At 63.3% G+C, this 15,256-nt stretch carries 13 protein-coding genes; 10 read left to right on the forward strand and 3 right to left on the reverse strand.

All coding sequences use genetic code 11. The features are described 5' to 3' along the window. Positions 1–78: 78 nt before the first annotated feature. The 6 genes from ABSG20_RS01010 to ABSG20_RS01035 all read left to right on the forward strand — a co-directional run bounded on the left by ABSG20_RS01010 (position 79) and on the right by ABSG20_RS01035 (position 6,786). On the forward strand, positions 79–1,026 hold the full coding sequence (locus tag ABSG20_RS01010; RefSeq protein WP_423862610.1) for an ABC transporter ATP-binding protein: 948 nt from the start codon (positions 79–81) through the stop codon (positions 1,024–1,026). Continuing rightward, positions 1,023–1,724 (forward strand): ABC transporter permease, encoded by a 702-nt coding sequence (locus ABSG20_RS01015; protein WP_423862611.1) that lies wholly within the window; start codon positions 1,023–1,025, stop codon positions 1,722–1,724. The genes ABSG20_RS01010 and ABSG20_RS01015 overlap by 4 nt, the downstream gene beginning before the upstream one ends. 10 nt (positions 1,725–1,734) lie before the next feature. Next, positions 1,735–3,348, forward strand: coding sequence for a Gldg family protein (locus ABSG20_RS01020; protein ID WP_423862612.1), 1,614 nt, complete (start codon positions 1,735–1,737; stop codon positions 3,346–3,348). Next, positions 3,345–4,406 (forward strand): DUF4340 domain-containing protein, encoded by a 1,062-nt coding sequence (locus ABSG20_RS01025; RefSeq protein WP_490338314.1) that lies wholly within the window; start codon positions 3,345–3,347, stop codon positions 4,404–4,406. Before ABSG20_RS01020 ends, ABSG20_RS01025 begins: the two co-directional genes overlap by 4 nt. After that, positions 4,403–5,491 (forward strand): HupE/UreJ family protein, encoded by a 1,089-nt coding sequence (locus tag ABSG20_RS01030; protein ID WP_423862613.1) that lies wholly within the window; start codon positions 4,403–4,405, stop codon positions 5,489–5,491. Before ABSG20_RS01025 ends, ABSG20_RS01030 begins: the two co-directional genes overlap by 4 nt. 341 nt (positions 5,492–5,832) lie before the next feature. Then, a complete protein-coding gene (locus tag ABSG20_RS01035) occupies positions 5,833–6,786 on the forward strand; it encodes an isopenicillin N synthase family dioxygenase (RefSeq protein ID WP_423862614.1) in 954 nt (317 codons plus the stop codon). 27 nt (positions 6,787–6,813) lie between these two features. On the opposite strand, the gene ABSG20_RS01040 is transcribed toward ABSG20_RS01035, so the two are convergent. Beyond that, positions 6,814–8,406: a putative bifunctional diguanylate cyclase/phosphodiesterase gene (locus tag ABSG20_RS01040; protein ID WP_423862615.1), complete on the reverse strand. Its 1,593-nt coding sequence runs from the start codon at positions 8,404–8,406 to the stop codon at positions 6,814–6,816. A 763-nt stretch (positions 8,407–9,169) separates the two neighbouring features. Here ABSG20_RS01040 and ABSG20_RS01045 point away from each other — a divergent pair. Then, entirely contained in the window at positions 9,170–9,439 is a 270-nt protein-coding gene (locus ABSG20_RS01045) for a hypothetical protein (RefSeq protein WP_423862616.1), read from the forward strand. Between the two features lie 75 nt (positions 9,440–9,514). On the opposite strand, the gene ABSG20_RS01050 is transcribed toward ABSG20_RS01045, so the two are convergent. Beyond that, on the reverse strand, positions 9,515–11,341 hold the full coding sequence (locus tag ABSG20_RS01050; protein WP_423862617.1) for an AMP-binding protein: 1,827 nt from the start codon (positions 11,339–11,341) through the stop codon (positions 9,515–9,517). Between the two features lie 101 nt (positions 11,342–11,442). Further along, on the reverse strand, positions 11,443–12,078 hold the full coding sequence (locus ABSG20_RS01055) for a nucleoside/nucleotide kinase family protein (protein WP_423862618.1): 636 nt from the start codon (positions 12,076–12,078) through the stop codon (positions 11,443–11,445). Between the two features lie 143 nt (positions 12,079–12,221). On the opposite strand from ABSG20_RS01055, the gene ABSG20_RS01060 reads away from it, so the two are divergent. The 3 genes from ABSG20_RS01060 to ABSG20_RS01070 all read left to right on the forward strand — a co-directional run. Then, entirely contained in the window at positions 12,222–12,992 is a 771-nt protein-coding gene (locus ABSG20_RS01060; protein WP_423862619.1) for a class I SAM-dependent methyltransferase, read from the forward strand. A 407-nt stretch (positions 12,993–13,399) separates the two neighbouring features. After that, positions 13,400–14,611, forward strand: a complete 1,212-nt coding sequence (gene thrS / locus ABSG20_RS01065; RefSeq protein ID WP_423862620.1) for a threonine--tRNA ligase — start codon at positions 13,400–13,402, stop codon at positions 14,609–14,611. 109 nt (positions 14,612–14,720) lie between these two features. After that, a partial coding sequence (locus ABSG20_RS01070) for an ABC transporter ATP-binding protein (RefSeq protein WP_423862621.1) occupies positions 14,721–15,256 on the forward strand: 536 nt, incomplete at its 3' end.

The following is a 15,256-nucleotide window of genomic DNA, read 5'->3' on the forward strand; positions in this document are numbered from 1 at the left end:
CCGGGTTTCGCGCCCGGGATCGTGCTTCGAGCATCCGTCCGGTGCGATTCTTCCGGCATTTGGGTTTTGTGAGTCTTGATGTCTCCTGTTGTGCTGGCCCAGCATGTAACCAAGTGGTACGGGCCGCGCCGCGCCGTAACCGATGTTTCCTTTGCCGTCGAACAGGGCGAGATCGTCGGTCTACTCGGGCCCAATGGCTCGGGCAAGAGCACGATCTTTCGCATGCTCACGGGCTATCTTGTTCCCAGTTCCGGGCGCATCGAAGTAGCCGGCCATGATGTCGTTGCCGGTTCTCTCGCGGTCCGCCGCGCGCTGAGTTACGTACCCGAGGACGCTCCGCTCTACGACCACATGCGGGTCGGCGAATTCCTGCATTTCATGGCGAGCTTAAAGGGTCTGCGCGGCGCTGCGGCGAGAGGTGCGGTGGATGCGGCCGCCGAGCGGCTCGATCTGACGCGCGTGATGAAGCTCCTGACCGGCAAACTGTCGCGCGGGTTTCGCCAGCGCGTCTCAATCGCGCAAGCCCTGCTGGGCGACCCCAAAGTTCTGGTGCTGGACGAGCCGACCAGCGGCCTGGACCCGCATCAGGTGATCGCTGTTCGCGAACTCGTCCGGTCACTCGCCGGCAGCCACACGGTACTGCTTGCATCGCACATCCTTCCCGAGATCGAAAAGACCGCTTCGCGGGCGATGATCCTGCTCGACGGCACCCTTTTGACCGCGGACGCGCTGCGGGAGACGGCCGCAGGCCTGAACCTGCGGCTTGCGGCAGCCGCTTCGGAAGAGGCCATCCGCGGCGCGCTCACAGCCGTTGCCGGCGTGCGCGGCATCGCCGTCGATCCGGACGGCGGCGCGGGACCGGCGCGTTTCCTGATCCATGCCGAACGGCGTCCGTCACTTGCCGCCGATATCGTCGCGGCGCTTGTTGCAGGCGGCATCGCCGTTTCCGAGCTGAGCGAGCGCCGCCCGGATCTCGAACGCGTGTTCCTCGAACTGACGCGGCGACCGGCGAGGTCGGCCGCATGAGAAGCTTCGCGGTGCTGCTGCGCAAGGAGGAGACGGCGCTGTTTTCCTCGCCCATTGCCTATGTGGTGATGACGGTCTTCCTTCTGATCATGGGCTATAGCTTCACGCTCACCCTGTTTCTCAGCCATCAGCCGAGCATGGTGCATATTTTTTTCCAGATGTTCGTGCTGTTCATGTTGACCGCGCCATTGATCACCATGCGGCTTGTGGCCGAGGAGCGAAAGCTGCGGACGCTGGAGGTGTTGCTGACCTCGCCGGTCTCCGAGGTCGCGATCGTGCTTGCGAAATTTGTCGCCAGCATGAGCCTGATCGTGGTCATGCTGCTGCTGTCGGGCTTTTATGCGCTCGCCCTGGCCATTTTCGGCGACCCCGATTTTGGCCCGATCTACAGCGGCTATCTTGGCCTATTGCTGTTCGGTTCGGCGCTGGTCGGCGCCGGGCTCCTGGCTTCGGCGCTGACGGCCAATCAGGTGATCGCCGCGTTGATCTCGCTCAGCGTGTTCCTGCTGTTGTGGATGATCGACAATTTCGGCTGGCTGTTGCCGAGCCCGGCAGACACGCTGGTGGTGAATCTTTCGCTCGCGGTGCATTTTCGGCCATTCGCCACAGGCTCGGTCTACCTTTCCGACGTCGGCTTCTTCCTCAGCATCACGCTGCTGACGCTGCTCTTGACCGTGCGGGCGCTGGCGCGGCGATAGGGAACGACAGATGCCTCGGTTCGCTCGATCCGATATCGTTATCGCCGCGCTGGTCGTCGCCGCCGCAGGATTCGGGCTGCTTGGCTTCGCCGGCTTCAGCGATAAAGTTTCGAACGGTCTCTTGTTCGTGGCCTGGTCGCTGACGCTGCTGACGCTGTTCATGCTCGCGATCCGTGTGCCGCTGCGCGGCAGCGGACCGGGTTTGTCCGCCTGGGCGCCGAGCGCGCTGATCGTGTCCGCCGCGATCGCGGTCGTGATTGCCGCCAATGTCGCGTTATACCGCCACGACGTGCATTTCGACCTGACCCGCGAAGCCCGCAACACGCCTCCGAAACAGCTCACCGACGTCCTCGATCATCTGCATGCGCCGCTGGCGCTGACCTATTTCTATAATGCGGGCGACGCCAACGCGGTGGCCACCGCGGACTGGATCGCGATCGCAGCGCGCAACCATCCGCTCTTGACGTTCCGCGCCATTGATCTTGACAAGGAGCCGGGGCTGGCGCGCGACATCGGCGTCCATGCCTACAACACGGCGGTGCTGCAAGCGGGCGATCGCAAGGTGCTGGCCGAAAACGTCACAGATGCCGCGCGTCTGGGCTATGCCGCACTGCGCGTGCTTCGCGAACGCCCCGAGACGATCTGCTTCATCACCGGGCATGGCGAAACCTTCCGCCCGACACCGGCGCATTTTCACTACAGTCATGTCGAAACGCTAAGGGGGCACGACACACCGGGCGCCGGCGACGTGCTCATTGCTGACCCGGAGCAACTTGATCGGTTGCAGCTCGCGCTCGGCGAGATAGGCTTCGACATGCGCGCGATCGTCACGGCGGCGATGAACGCGATCCCGCCCGATTGCGCCGTCGTTGCCGAGATTGGTCCGCGCACGGCATTCGCGTCGGGCGAAGCGGAGCTGCTGGTCAAATATCTGAAGGACGGCGGCCGGCTGCTGTTGCTGATCGATCCCCTGTTCGCCGTCGACTCCGATTTCGCAAGCCGCCTGCTCGGCACGGTCGGATTATCGACCGAGCCTGCTATCGTCATCGATCCGGTCAATCATTTCCGCACCGACCCGGACAAGGTCGCGGTTCCCTATTACGCCCCGCACCCGATCACCCAGCGGCTCGCGCTGACGGTGTTTGCGCAGGTGAGGCCGATCGACGTGCTCCAGCCACCGGCCACGGTGAATACAGTCGTGCTCGCCGCGAGCAGCCAGGACAGCTACCAAAGGCCGCCCTCGGCCGCAGGCGGGATGACGGTTGCGACGGATCGGCAATCAGCTCCGAATCCCGACCGTGCCGCGCAGTCCCTTGCGGTCGCGCTCGAAGGTGTTTGGCCGGGGGCGCCGTCCGACAAGCGCTTTCGCATGGTGGTCGCCGGCACCAGCAAATTCGCCACCAACGAATATTTCCCGTATGTTTCCAACGGCGAAATGTCGGTCGCGATGGTGCGCTGGTTGGCCGATGACGATACGGCAGCCAACGTCACGCCGCAAACCTACGACCTGCCGGAAATCGTGCTCACCAGTCGGCAGATGCGCGATACCTTCATCGCGCTGGAGCTGCTCTTGCCCCTGACCACGGTCTTCTGCGGCGTGTTGATGTGGTGGAGGCGGCGTTGAAGCGGGTGGCGGCCAGGCGCGTAGTCGCTCGGTGGAGCACGCCGCTCGCCGCCGCGCTTCTGGCCGCGATCCTGGTTGCGCTCGCAGTTTCCGGGCGATGGCCGGAACTGCGCAGCAAGGTGTCGATCGAATCCAAGGGCCTGCTCGCCATCGCGCCGGCCGAGATCTATCGTGTCGAGGTTCGCTCAGGTCCTGACAGCATCGCGCTTCATCGCGAGCCAAGTGGGTGGTCGGTCGACGAAAAGCCCGGCGTCGTACCGGCCGAGTTGGCGCTGCATCTCGACACCGCGCTTCGATTTATGAATGTCAGCGAACCGACGCGCGAGATCCCGGCGAGCGAGCTCACGGCCTTGAGCTTCGCCGAATTCGGGCTCGATCCCCCGGCTACCGTTGCCGTGCTCGAAAGCCGGCAAGGCGTGGCGACGACGGTGAATTTCGGCGCGCTAAATCCGGCCGGCACGTCGCACTATGTCAGGCTGGGCGGCGCGCCAACGGTCTACCTGATGGCCCGCCATGTGGGCGCGGAATGGCGGGTGGTATTCGACATGACGCGCCGGCTGCAGGGCCAGGCCGAAGCTGCCGTCGCCAGCCGCCGAACCAGTCTCCTGCTTCCGGTTTCGGTCGCGCAGGTCTGGGCCATCGAGATCGTGTTTGCGGGTAGACTCACCCGTTTCGAACGCGACGCCGCCGGCAACTGGTTCAGGCATATCGGCCAGCACACCCATGCGGCCGGCGACAACACGCATGTCGCCGATCCCGCGCAAGCGCGCATCATCGAGACCGCGCTCGGTGCATTCGACGCCACTGCGGTCGAGACGCACGTCGGACCTGCGGACGCGGCGCGACTGGCTCGATACGGCCTCGCATGGCCGACACTGATGGTGCTGTTCTATGCCCGTGACAGCTCGACGCCCTTGACCCGGCTCGAATTCGGCGCCGCCGCCGACAGCCTCGATCGCTATGCCCGTCTGGCGCCGGATGGTGCGGTCGTGACGGTCGCGGAGTTCGAGGTCAGGCGCCTGACCGAGCTTCTCAGGGCCGTGGGAGCCGGCTCGTGAGTTTTCCCCGCATGGTCCTGCTGGTCGCGATCCTCGGCATCGGCGCGTCAGCGCAGGCTCATCAGGTCAATCTCTCGACAGCGCGCGTGACCTTGGCCGGCGATCGTACCGTCGCCGTAGAGCTGGCGCTCAAGGGCAGCGACGCCGACCGGCTGGCCGGCACCAAGGTTTTCGATGCGCAGCGCGAGGCGGTCGATCCGGCGCGCGTGGCGGCGTCCGCGGCACCCATTATCGCCTATGTAGATGCCCATGTCGCCGTCACCGGTCTCGATGGCACGGATTGCGTCCCGGGCGCCGCCACGCTCGTACCCGACGGCGACGGCGTTATTTTCAACAACGTCTATTCGTGCCGCAATGTCGCAGGCGACATCGTTTACCGTTCGACGGTTTTGACCGCGACAGACCACAGCGCCCGCGAGATCGTATCGATTGGCGGGGGGGAGAATGCGCCGCAAGCGCTGCTCGACGCCAGCCACACCACGGTAACGCTCTCCGCGCCCGCGCCGTCGCTTTGGTCGACCATGCAGCGCTATCTTGTCACCGGCATCGAACACATCTTCCTGGGTTACGATCACATCGCCTTTCTGGTCAGCCTTGTGCTGTGGGCGCGGCGGCTGGTACCGGTGATCAAGATCGTGACCGCCTTTACAATTGCCCATTCGATTACACTGTCGCTCGCAGCGCTCGATATCGTCGTCATTCCAGGCCGCGTCGTCGAGCCTGCGATCGCCGCATCGATCGTGTTCGTCGCGATGGAAAACCTGTTCTCGCGCGATATCGACGGCCGCTGGCGGGTGACCTTTGCGTTCGGACTCATTCACGGCTTCGGCTTTGCGAGCGCCCTCCGGGACGTCGGACTGCCGGCCAACGCGGTCGCCGCCGCGCTTGCAGCCTTCAACGTCGGGGTAGAGATCGGCCAGGTGGCCATCGTCGCGATCGTGCTTCCCGCGCTCATCGCCCTGGATCGGCTGATGGCTACCGATCGGAATAAGCCGGTGCGATTAACCGCGCTGGTCTACGGGCTTTCCGTGTTCATCAGTCTGCTCGGCAGCTATTGGCTTGTCGCGCGCGTGCTCCAGGCCTAGCACATCGGTTCTGGTTGAATAAAAACCGAAACGGCTATTCCCAGAGCAAGCGCAGGCAGCCCGTCATTGCCAGGGAAGCAACCACCGCGACGACGCCATAGCCCGCGTTGCATTCGATGGCTTCGAAGAGATGCTCGATCGTCCGTCGCATACCAAGCCTCGCCATGATTCGAGCGCTCGCGCCGCTCCGGTCTATCGGTTTTTCGCCGTCAGCCGCGGAAACAATGCCGGGAGGAGCCGGTAGTTCCCGCGGAATCCGCGGCGGAAACCGATCTCATTTCCAAGAAATCGTGAGGCACAAATCTTGCTTAATGGTTGATGACCATGTCCGGAGAAATACCGTGAGCGCCATCCCCATCATCGACGTCGCTGCGCTGGTGACCGGCCTGTCGGAGCAGGCGCGGGCGGTTGCGGGGGATTTGGGCCGCGCATGCCGGGACGTCGGGTTCTTCTACATCACGGGGCATGGAATTCCCGAGGCGCTGATGGCTCGGGTTTTCGACAGCTCGGCCGCCTTCTTTTCCGGACCGGCTTCGATCCGGGAAGCGGCCGCGTTCAGCGGGCCCGGCGGCAATCGGGGTTACATCCGGCTTGGCGGCGAGGCGCTCGATCCCGGCAAACCGGCCGACATCAAAGAGGCCTTCAACATCGGCCTCGAACTGGCGCCGGACGATCCGGAGCTGCTTGGCCGGGCGCCGTTCCGGGCCGCCAATCTGTGGCCGGAGTTGCCGGGCTTTCGCGACACCATGCTCGATTACTTCAACCGGGTCTGGCGACTTGGACGGGATCTGCATCGCGGATTTGCCCTCGACCTCGGGCTTGAGCCCGATTTCTTCGAGAGCAAGCTCGACAAGCCGATCGCCACGCTGCGTCTGCTGCACTATCCGAAGGTCTCAGGCCCCCTCCCCGATGGCCAGCTCGGCGCCGGCGTCCATACCGACTACGGCAATGTCACATTGCTGGCCACCGACGCGGTCGGTGGCCTGATGGTCAGGGATCGCAGTGGCCGCTGGCTCGATGCGCCCGTCGTGCCCAACGCCTTTGTCTGCAACATCGGCGATTGCCTGATGCGCTGGTCGAACGATGTCTATGTTTCAACGCCGCACAAGGTGGTCAGTCCGCCCGGTGCTGACCGATATTCGGTGGCCTTCTTCCTCGACCCCAATCCGGACGCCATCGTCGCTTGTCTGCCAACCTGCATAAGTACCGACCGGCCGGCAAAATACGCCCCTATTACCGGCGCCGACTTTCTCCGTTCCCGGCTCGAACCGACTTATGCTTCGCAAAAGAATTGAGTACCCGACCCCGTGCGGACCACTTTGTCACGCAGCCGCCGCGGCCCGCCCCTTGGCATCGAGGGCGGCAAAATCCAATTCGGCGAGCGGGGAGGGCCGGGCGAACAGGTAGCCTTGCACCTGATGGACCCCCGCCGCACGCAGCAACTGTAGTTGCTGGTTGGTTTCGACGCCTTCGGCGGTCACCACCATGTCGAGACAGCGCGCAAGCGTCATCACCGAAGCCACGCAGGCGGCACAACCGACGTTGTCGGCCAGCCCCTGGGTGAATGACTTGTCGATTTTTATTTTATCGAACGGCAGCATCGTCAAGTAGCTGAGCGAGGAATACCCCATCCCAAAATCATCAAGAACAATCGAAACGCCGACGGCTTTGAGCCGCTGAAAGATGGCGGCGTTTCGTTCGACGTTTTGCATCAGTACCGACTCGGTGATTTCCAGCTCCAGTCGTTCGGGCAAGAGCCCGGACTCGAGCAACGCACCCGAGACGTAGCCGACCAAAGACTCGTTCCTTAGTTGGACCGTCGATATATTGACAGCGACCTTGAGGTGGTCGGGCCATGCCGAGGCATCCCTGCAAGCTTGTCCGAGTACCCATACCCCCAGTGGTTCCATCAGGCCGGTTTCCTCGGCCAGCGGAATGAAGAGATCCGGCGGCATTAGACCGCGAACCGGATGGCGCCAGCGCACCAGCGCCTCGGCCGAGCAAGCCTGGCAGGACACGGTGTCGAACACCGGCTGGTAATACACCTCGAATTCCCCGCGGGTGAGCGCCTTGCGCAGATCGCTGAGCATCAGCATGCGCTCGTTGGAAGCCTCGCTCCACTCGACCTCGAAGAAGCAGAAATTGTTCCGGCCCTCGGCCTTCACGCGGCGGAGCGCCAAGTCGGCGCTCTGCAACAACACGCCGGCGTCGGTTCCATCCTTGGGCCCCAACGCGATGCCGATGCTGGCGCCAATGGTTATATTGCGACCTGCGAGATCCAAGGGTTGACCGACCACTTTGAGTATTCTGAGCGCCAGAGCGATGGCGCCCTCCCTCTGATCGGTTTGGCGACTCTGGATGATGGCGAATTCGTCGCCCCCAAACCGCGCCAGAAAATCGGTTTGACGCAGCGTCCCGGTCAAGCGCCGAACCAATGTCTGGAGAAGTTGATCGCCCGCTGCGTGCCCGAGCGTGTCATTGATATGTTTAAGACCATCGATGTCGAGAAGAAAAACGGTGAAGGGTTCCTGGTACCGCTGCAGACATGCCAGTGCCTCATCGAGCTTTTCGAGCAACACCACGCGGTTGGCGATACCCGTCAACGAATCCTGACGTGCCGCCTTGGCGAGCTCCGCGACCTGCTGCTCTAGCTCGGAGTTGAGCTGCAGCAGATCTTTGCGGGCCGACTTGAGCTGACAGAGCGTCAGCTCGCCCCGTTGCCGCAGGATTCCAATCATGGTCGCCATCGAGGGCGCCACGATGACGATGACCAGCGTCCGCACCAGATTGGCGGCGTCATAATGGAAGGGAGCGCCAGGCAAGGAAAAGAATAGCGCGGAATAGCCGACGTGGAGCGCGGCGGCCACCAGACCCACGGCGAGGCCACCACGGTAGGCACAATAGGCGAGCGGCAAGAGCAGAGCCGGTGGCGGGTTCGGAAAACTGAAGCCAAATCGGGCAGCCACCATCACGGCGCCGATCGCCAGGGGCAGCGGAGCCATTGCCCGGAACAGTTCAAGGTGTGACGCCCATTGTGCCCGGTATTTGCCAGCGCTCAGCACTCATCGCCTCCCGATCCACAATGGCAGATTGGACGCGAAAGCCGCTGTTAAAGGATAAATTTACTGCCCCGTACAACTACGACCCCGCGAGACCGCGGCGAAATGGCTGCCGCGGCCGGATGGAGTCCCCTCACGGAAATTGAACATCCGGCGGCTGGCCAAATCATGCCGCAGCGCAATAGCGCGCGCTGCTTTTCCGCCGACAACCGCCAGATCGGGCTTGGCACAAAGCGAAAATGAACTAAGCTGCTGCTTGCGCGTTCACTTCGAAATCGAAAGTGTTGGCGTGAGGCTCACATGAACTGGTTCTACTGGGACACTGGATGGTCCTTGGTTTTCGGAACCATCGCCTTCATGACCATCGTCGGCCATCCCGATGCGGTTGTCGTTGCCTACCATCCAGGGGACCGAGCACCCATTGCGCAGCGCTTTATAGCATTTTCCCGTTGGATTGAGTCACTATTACGCATCCAACGGCTTCATGGTTCGAGACGCGCGCCGTCGCCGCGCCCCTCGCCACGAGAGTCCAAGAGAACCCCATCCTGAGTGCATTTACCACCTGTTTACCATGAGCGGATTAGGCTCGAGGGCGGGATCAAACGCCAAGGCAGTGCGCATGTTCAAAGAGGGCTCTCCGATCTCCTACGACGCTGCCGCCGAGCTCAAGAAATGGCCCTCACTGAACAGCCAGCGGCTCAAAGGCTGCCCCTATCAGGTTTTCAACGGAACGCTCGCCGACTGCATCAGGGAATTGCTCGCCAAGCCGATCAAGCAAATCTCCCTGTATGATATCTTCACCGAACTGCAACCGCCCTTCGATCGCAACGTCCTGTCTCCGGGTGACGCCGCCGAAATTGCAATGCGTAAGGATTTTCCAAGAATCTGAAGTGCGTCTGAAGTGAGTCTGACGAGAGCCTGAACGGCGTTTGCGCGGTTCAATCCGGCCGCCGCAGCCATCGCTTCAGGCCTCCGCTTCGACCCTGACGGGGAACTTCTGCAGCAGACGCATGACGCTCGCGGCCTTGTCGGCCGGGGCCTTCAGCAGCAAATAAAGGCCGCGGGAAGGATCGGTGATCGCCTCGACGCTGACGTCGTTCGACAGGCCTTCCGCCTTGAGCAGTTCGCGTGCGGCATCGCCGGCGGCCATTTCCCGAAGCTTTGGCTTGAAGATCTTTCCGATCGGCGTGACCGGCATTTCGGCAACGATCAGAACCGCGCGCGGTCGGGCCGGCGGTTCCAGAATCTTGTCCTGCACGAAGTCCGCGAGCGCCTGCGGGTCGATCGTGGCGCCGGGCTGCGGCGAGACGAACAGCATCGGGACTTCGCCGGCATAGGCATCCGGACGCCCGACCGCCGCGGCCAGAGCTACGCCCGGAAATCCCAGCGCGGCGTCCTCGATGGTGCGCGGGTCGATATTATGCCCGCTGCGAATGATGACATCCTTGGCGCGGCCCATGACGTAAATGAACCCGTCGGCGTCGATGCGGCAGATATCGCCGGTACGCAGCCAGCCCTGATAAAATGCCTCTTCGGTCTGCTTGTCGTCGACATAGCCCGGAAAGACCTGCGGTCCCCGCGTCAGCAATTCCCCTGTAGGCGAGGGCCATGGCTCCCGGTGCAACGTGCCGCCGGCGAGAATCGCGAGTTCGACCATCGGGTTTCTGGTGCCGACAGAATTGGGCCGCGGCCTGACGCCGGCGACATCATGGGCGATGGCGCCGGCGAGCTCGGTCATGCCGTAGACCTGTTGGACGCAAGCGCCGCCCCATCGCGCCAGATAGCGGCGCTCGATTTCCGGCGGGCAGACCGAGGCGCCGGTGGGCGTGACGCGCAAGGACGAGATGTCGCAATCGCCGACGGGAATTTCGGCCAGCGCGCCGAGCGTGGTCGGAACGTTACCGGCATGGGTCAGGCGATATCTCTCGACGATCCGCCAGAAATTCGAGATCAACGCGGGATCGCGCGCCCCGGCCGGGCCGGGAATGAATATCGTCGTACCGGCCGACAGGCAGGCGCCAACGCCGACGAACAACCCGCCGACATGAAACAGCGGCAGCGCGATCATGCAGCGGTCGCCCTTGCGGTAATCCAGCGCCATTTGCGATGAAACGCAGGAGGCGACCATCGCGCGATGATTGATGCGCGCCACTTTCGGATGGCCAGTGGTGCCGCCGGTCGGCAACATCACGGCGACGCGGTCTGCCTCGGATGCCTCGGCGCAGCTCCCGTAGTCGTCCCGCCATGCCGGATCGGGTCGCAATACTTCGCCGTCGAACGAGATCGTTCCGTCGAGTGGAACGATCACGACCCGCCTGAGCGAGGGAACGTGAAGTTGCACGCCGTCGATTTTCTCGAACAACCCGCCCGGCAGGCCCGGTGGCGGCACGAGCAATAGCTTTGCATTGATGGCATTGAGCTGGGCGATGATGGCCTCGCGCGTGAACAATAGATTGAGGGGTTCGGCTATGCCGCAGGCCGCCGCGCCAAAGACGGCGGCTATCGTCGCCGGCCCGATCGGCAGCAGGATCGCAACCGCGTCATCCCTGCCGATGCCCGCGGCGCGTAAGAAGTTCTCCGCAGCCTTGATGCAGCCCATCAGGTGATCGCCGGACATGGCGACCGGGTTGGGATCGAGCGGCGATCGCAGATAGAGGACGGCCTCCGCCTCCGGATCGCCAAGCGGTCCGCGGGCGATCAGATCATGGATGCGCGGGCAGGCAGCGAGCGCCTCCCGCATCTTCTGGTCGCGCACGGCCTCATTGGCCGGCGAGAGCCTGTCCTTGAGCATGTTTCCCCCGTTCATTCCGGGGCGGATGCTAGCGAAGTCCGGTTGCGAAGAAAAGGCGGCCGCCCGCAACAAAAGGGCGAGACCGGACTGCTCGTGCGGCCTCAGTAGTTGACGATGACATAGTCGGCCTTGACGCTTTTCGCTTTGACAAGGCGAGCGTTGGGCAGATCGTTGTCTTCGAGCTTCTCTTTAAGCGTTGCGGCGTCAAAACCATGAGTCCGCCAGCGCTCGCTCAAACGATCTTCGAGAATTGCATCGGACACATCGAGCATCACGGTGAGGTCGAAGTGGCCGCGGAGGGCGCTCCAGTTTGGATCGTCAAGCAGCAGATAATTGCCCTCGACGATGATGACACGCACCGAAGCCGCGATGATCCGCGCCCCCGCCCTCGCTATCTCAATGCCACGATCGAAAACCGGTACGGCGACATTTCGACCATCGTCGGCACCAAGACGCTGGAGCGTGACTGCAAGCCCGTCGACGTCAAAAGTATCGGGTGCGCCCTTGCGGCTGCGCAGCCCCGACGGCACAAGAATCATGTCGTCGTAATGGAAGCCGTCCATGGCAAGAATTTCCGCGGGGCAGGCTCTCTCTCGGTTCAGATACTGGTTGAGGTGGTCGGCGAACGTGCTCTTGCCAGATCCTGGCGGGCCGGCGATCGCAACGATCCGTCGGGTGCTGCCCCGCATCGAGGCGATGCGGTTCGCCAACTCCTCGATTTCCTTGATTTCAGACATTTGTGTTTCCGATTCAAGCCCGCCCCAGGTCCTTGGTTCCCCAGCGAGTGTGATCATAAAAACGTGTGATCATAAACGATCGTCACGCCTGCTGCCGCGCGATAGGCTGACGCCGCTGCCCCTCAACGACATGGAGCCGCAAATTGGGACGTTTCGCTACGACGGCGCTGCTCTATGAGCAATTCCGGCCGCCTTATCCGCCCGTGTTCTTCCGGGAGGTCGCGGAGCGACTGGTCCTGGAAAAGAGTGACGCCCTGATTGATCTCGGCACTGGGCCTGCCCCACTGGCTCTCGGGTTTGCGGAGTACGTCGGACGGGTTGTCGCCGTCGATCCGGAACCCAGCATGCTGCAGGCGGCGCGAGAGGCGGTCAAGCGCGCCGGGCGGGACGTGATGCTGGTCCAAAGCAGGGCGGAGGACCTGCCGGAGGACATCGGGCGCTTCGACGTCGTCAGTATCGGGCGAGCGCTCCACTGGTTCGACGAGAGCGCCTTGGTGCCGCTATTCGAGCGGCTGCTGGCGCCCAGTGGCGTCGTGGCGGTCTGCGCGTCGTCCTCTGCGACGGATGGACGTAATACTTGGCTTGAGGAATATACGGCAGCGCGGCGCGCCTGGTCGGACCAGAGGCTATGGTCGCAGTCTCGAAGCGGCAAGCGCGGGCATCGCGAGCTTTCCTCGCTCCTCCACCCCACATTTGACGCCGCCGAGATGATCCGGGTCGAAACCACCAATGAGATAGGTGTGGCCGATCTGGCTCAGCGGATGTTGACCTACTCATCTTCCTCGCCGGCGGCGTTGGGAGACAAGGTCGAATCGATGCTGCGTGATGTGGAGGCGCGCCTCATGCCATTCAGCCGTCATGGCGTGGTCACGGAGATCGTTGTATCGACCGCGCAAATCGCGCGTCGTCGATAGCCACGGCTCGCGAATACCAAGAGGGCTCTTGAACCCACGAAGCCAGCTGCCGAGGTGCAAAACTCGGTTGCTGCAAGCGCGTTGCTGGGCAGACCGGCATTCTGACCAAGGATCCGGATCATCCGCCACAGCCGTGTTCATGTTCACGCGCATCATCCATATTCCGTCACGCCAAGCGGCTGGCGTTGACGCCTGGGCGTTTTGCCGCCATATACAGACCATGAATAAGCTTCGATCAGCCGCATTGACCTCTACGGCGACCGCTTGCGGCGGATTGCCTCCTGGTTGCGCGCGCTAGAGACAAGCGCACTTCACCCAGAAAAGGCCCCGCCGGCGACGGACGGGGCCTTTTCCAGTTTTTGATGGTCCCCCGTCCGCGCTTTTTTCCGTCACAAGGGAACACAGCCATGGACGATCTCGACCACAGAAATCTCGGCATCAAGCTCAAGCTCTGGCACCTCTGGGAAGATGCGCCGGGCATGGTGTTCTGGCATCCGCGCGGCTATGCGGTCTATCGAGTGCTGGAGGACTATGTCCGGCGCAAGATGCGCCGGGCCGGCTATGCCGAGGTCCGGACGCCACAGCTGTTGCCCAGGGAGTTCTGGGGCCGCAGCGGCCACTGGGACAAGTTCGGCGAGCACATGTTCCGCCTCGACGACGGCGAGCTTTCGATGGCGCTGAAGCCGATGTCGTGCCCGTGCCACGTGCAGATCTTCAACAAGGGGCTGCGCTCGTGGCGGGAGCTTCCGATCCGCTATGCCGAGTTCGGCGCCTGCCACCGCAATGAGCCTTCCGGTTCGCTCCACGGCATCCTACGGACGCGCGCCTTCGAGCAGGACGACGCGCATGTGTTCTGCCGCGAAGAGGACGTGGAGGGCGAAGTCGCGGGCTTCATCGCGCTGCTGGGCGAGGTCTACCGCGACCTCGGTTTTGCCGACACCGAGGTGGCGCTGGCGACGCGGCCGGCGGCGCGCGCCGGCTGTGACGCGACCTGGGACTGGTCGGAGGCGAAGCTCGGCGATGCCGCGCGGCAATGCGGCCTCGCGCCTCACATCAATCCCGGCGAAGGCGCTTTCTACGGACCGAAGCTGGAATTTTCGCTGCGCGACCGGCTGGGACGATCCTGGCAGTGCGGCACGGTGCAGCTCGACCGCGTGCTGCCGCAGCGGCTCGAGGCGTCCTACATAGCCCCCGACGGCAGCCGCGCCAGGCCCCTGATGATCCACCACGCCATTTTCGGATCGCTCGGTCGCATGATCGCGATCCTGCTCGAGCATCATGGCGGCGTGCTTCCGTTCTGGCTGTCGCCGGACCAGGTCGCGGTCGCGCCGATCTCGAAAGACCATGCCGGATATGGCGCGGACGTGCTGGCGGCGTTCGAGGATGCCGGTATCCGTGCCGTTGCCTATGACGGCACTGAGACCCTTTCGCGCCGCATCGTGGCGGCCCATGAAATGGCGGTGCCGGTGATGGCCATCGTCGGCGGGCGCGAGATGAGGGACGGTCGGGTGAGCCTGCGCGAGCGCTGTGGCTTGCAGGCCGACGTTCCCTTGTCCGAGGCGGTGTCCCGCCTGCAGGCGAGGGCCCGGCCGGGCGCCCTTGTGGCTGAAGCGTTGTAAAGCGTGCCTCAGGCGCATCACATCGATCGTGAGCGGGGTCGGCGTCTGGCTATTGGGAGGCTGGCGCACGGATAGGCCTGATGGAATCGATCCACTTGGCATCGCTTCCATGAAACCAATCGCATCCAGGCTCTCGGTCCTCATCCTGAGGAGCAAGCCTTCGCCCCGGAGGGGCAAGCGCGGCGTTCGAATTTGGGATAGTGTTGATTGCGGGCAAGGAAAAAAATTTGTCGACGCCGGTCGGGCCGCCGAAGACAAGGAAATTTTGATGGAAGCGGCATTTCTCGTGAAGGGGCTTCGCAGCGCGTTTGCCGGCCCGTTCGAACTGGACCTCGGCGCTGGCGCGTGTGCCGCCATCACCGGTCCGTCGGGATCCGGCAAAAGTCTCTTTCTTCGCATGATCGCCGACCTCGATCCGAACCAGGGCGACGTCTGGCTGAACGGCAAAGAGCGCGCCTCCATGCCCGCCCCGGCATGGCGAAAACAAGCCATCTACGTGTCCGCAGAATCCGGGTGGTGGGCCGATAGGGTGATCGAGCACTTCGCGACAGGCAGCCAAAGCGACGCCGCAACCCTGGCTGCCCGCCTCGGTCTTCGCGACAACGTACTGAATGCACCGGTTTCGCAATTGTCTACCGGCGAGAA

Source organism: Bradyrhizobium sp., assembly GCF_049512235.1.
Taxonomy (GTDB): domain Bacteria; phylum Pseudomonadota; class Alphaproteobacteria; order Rhizobiales; family Xanthobacteraceae; genus Bradyrhizobium.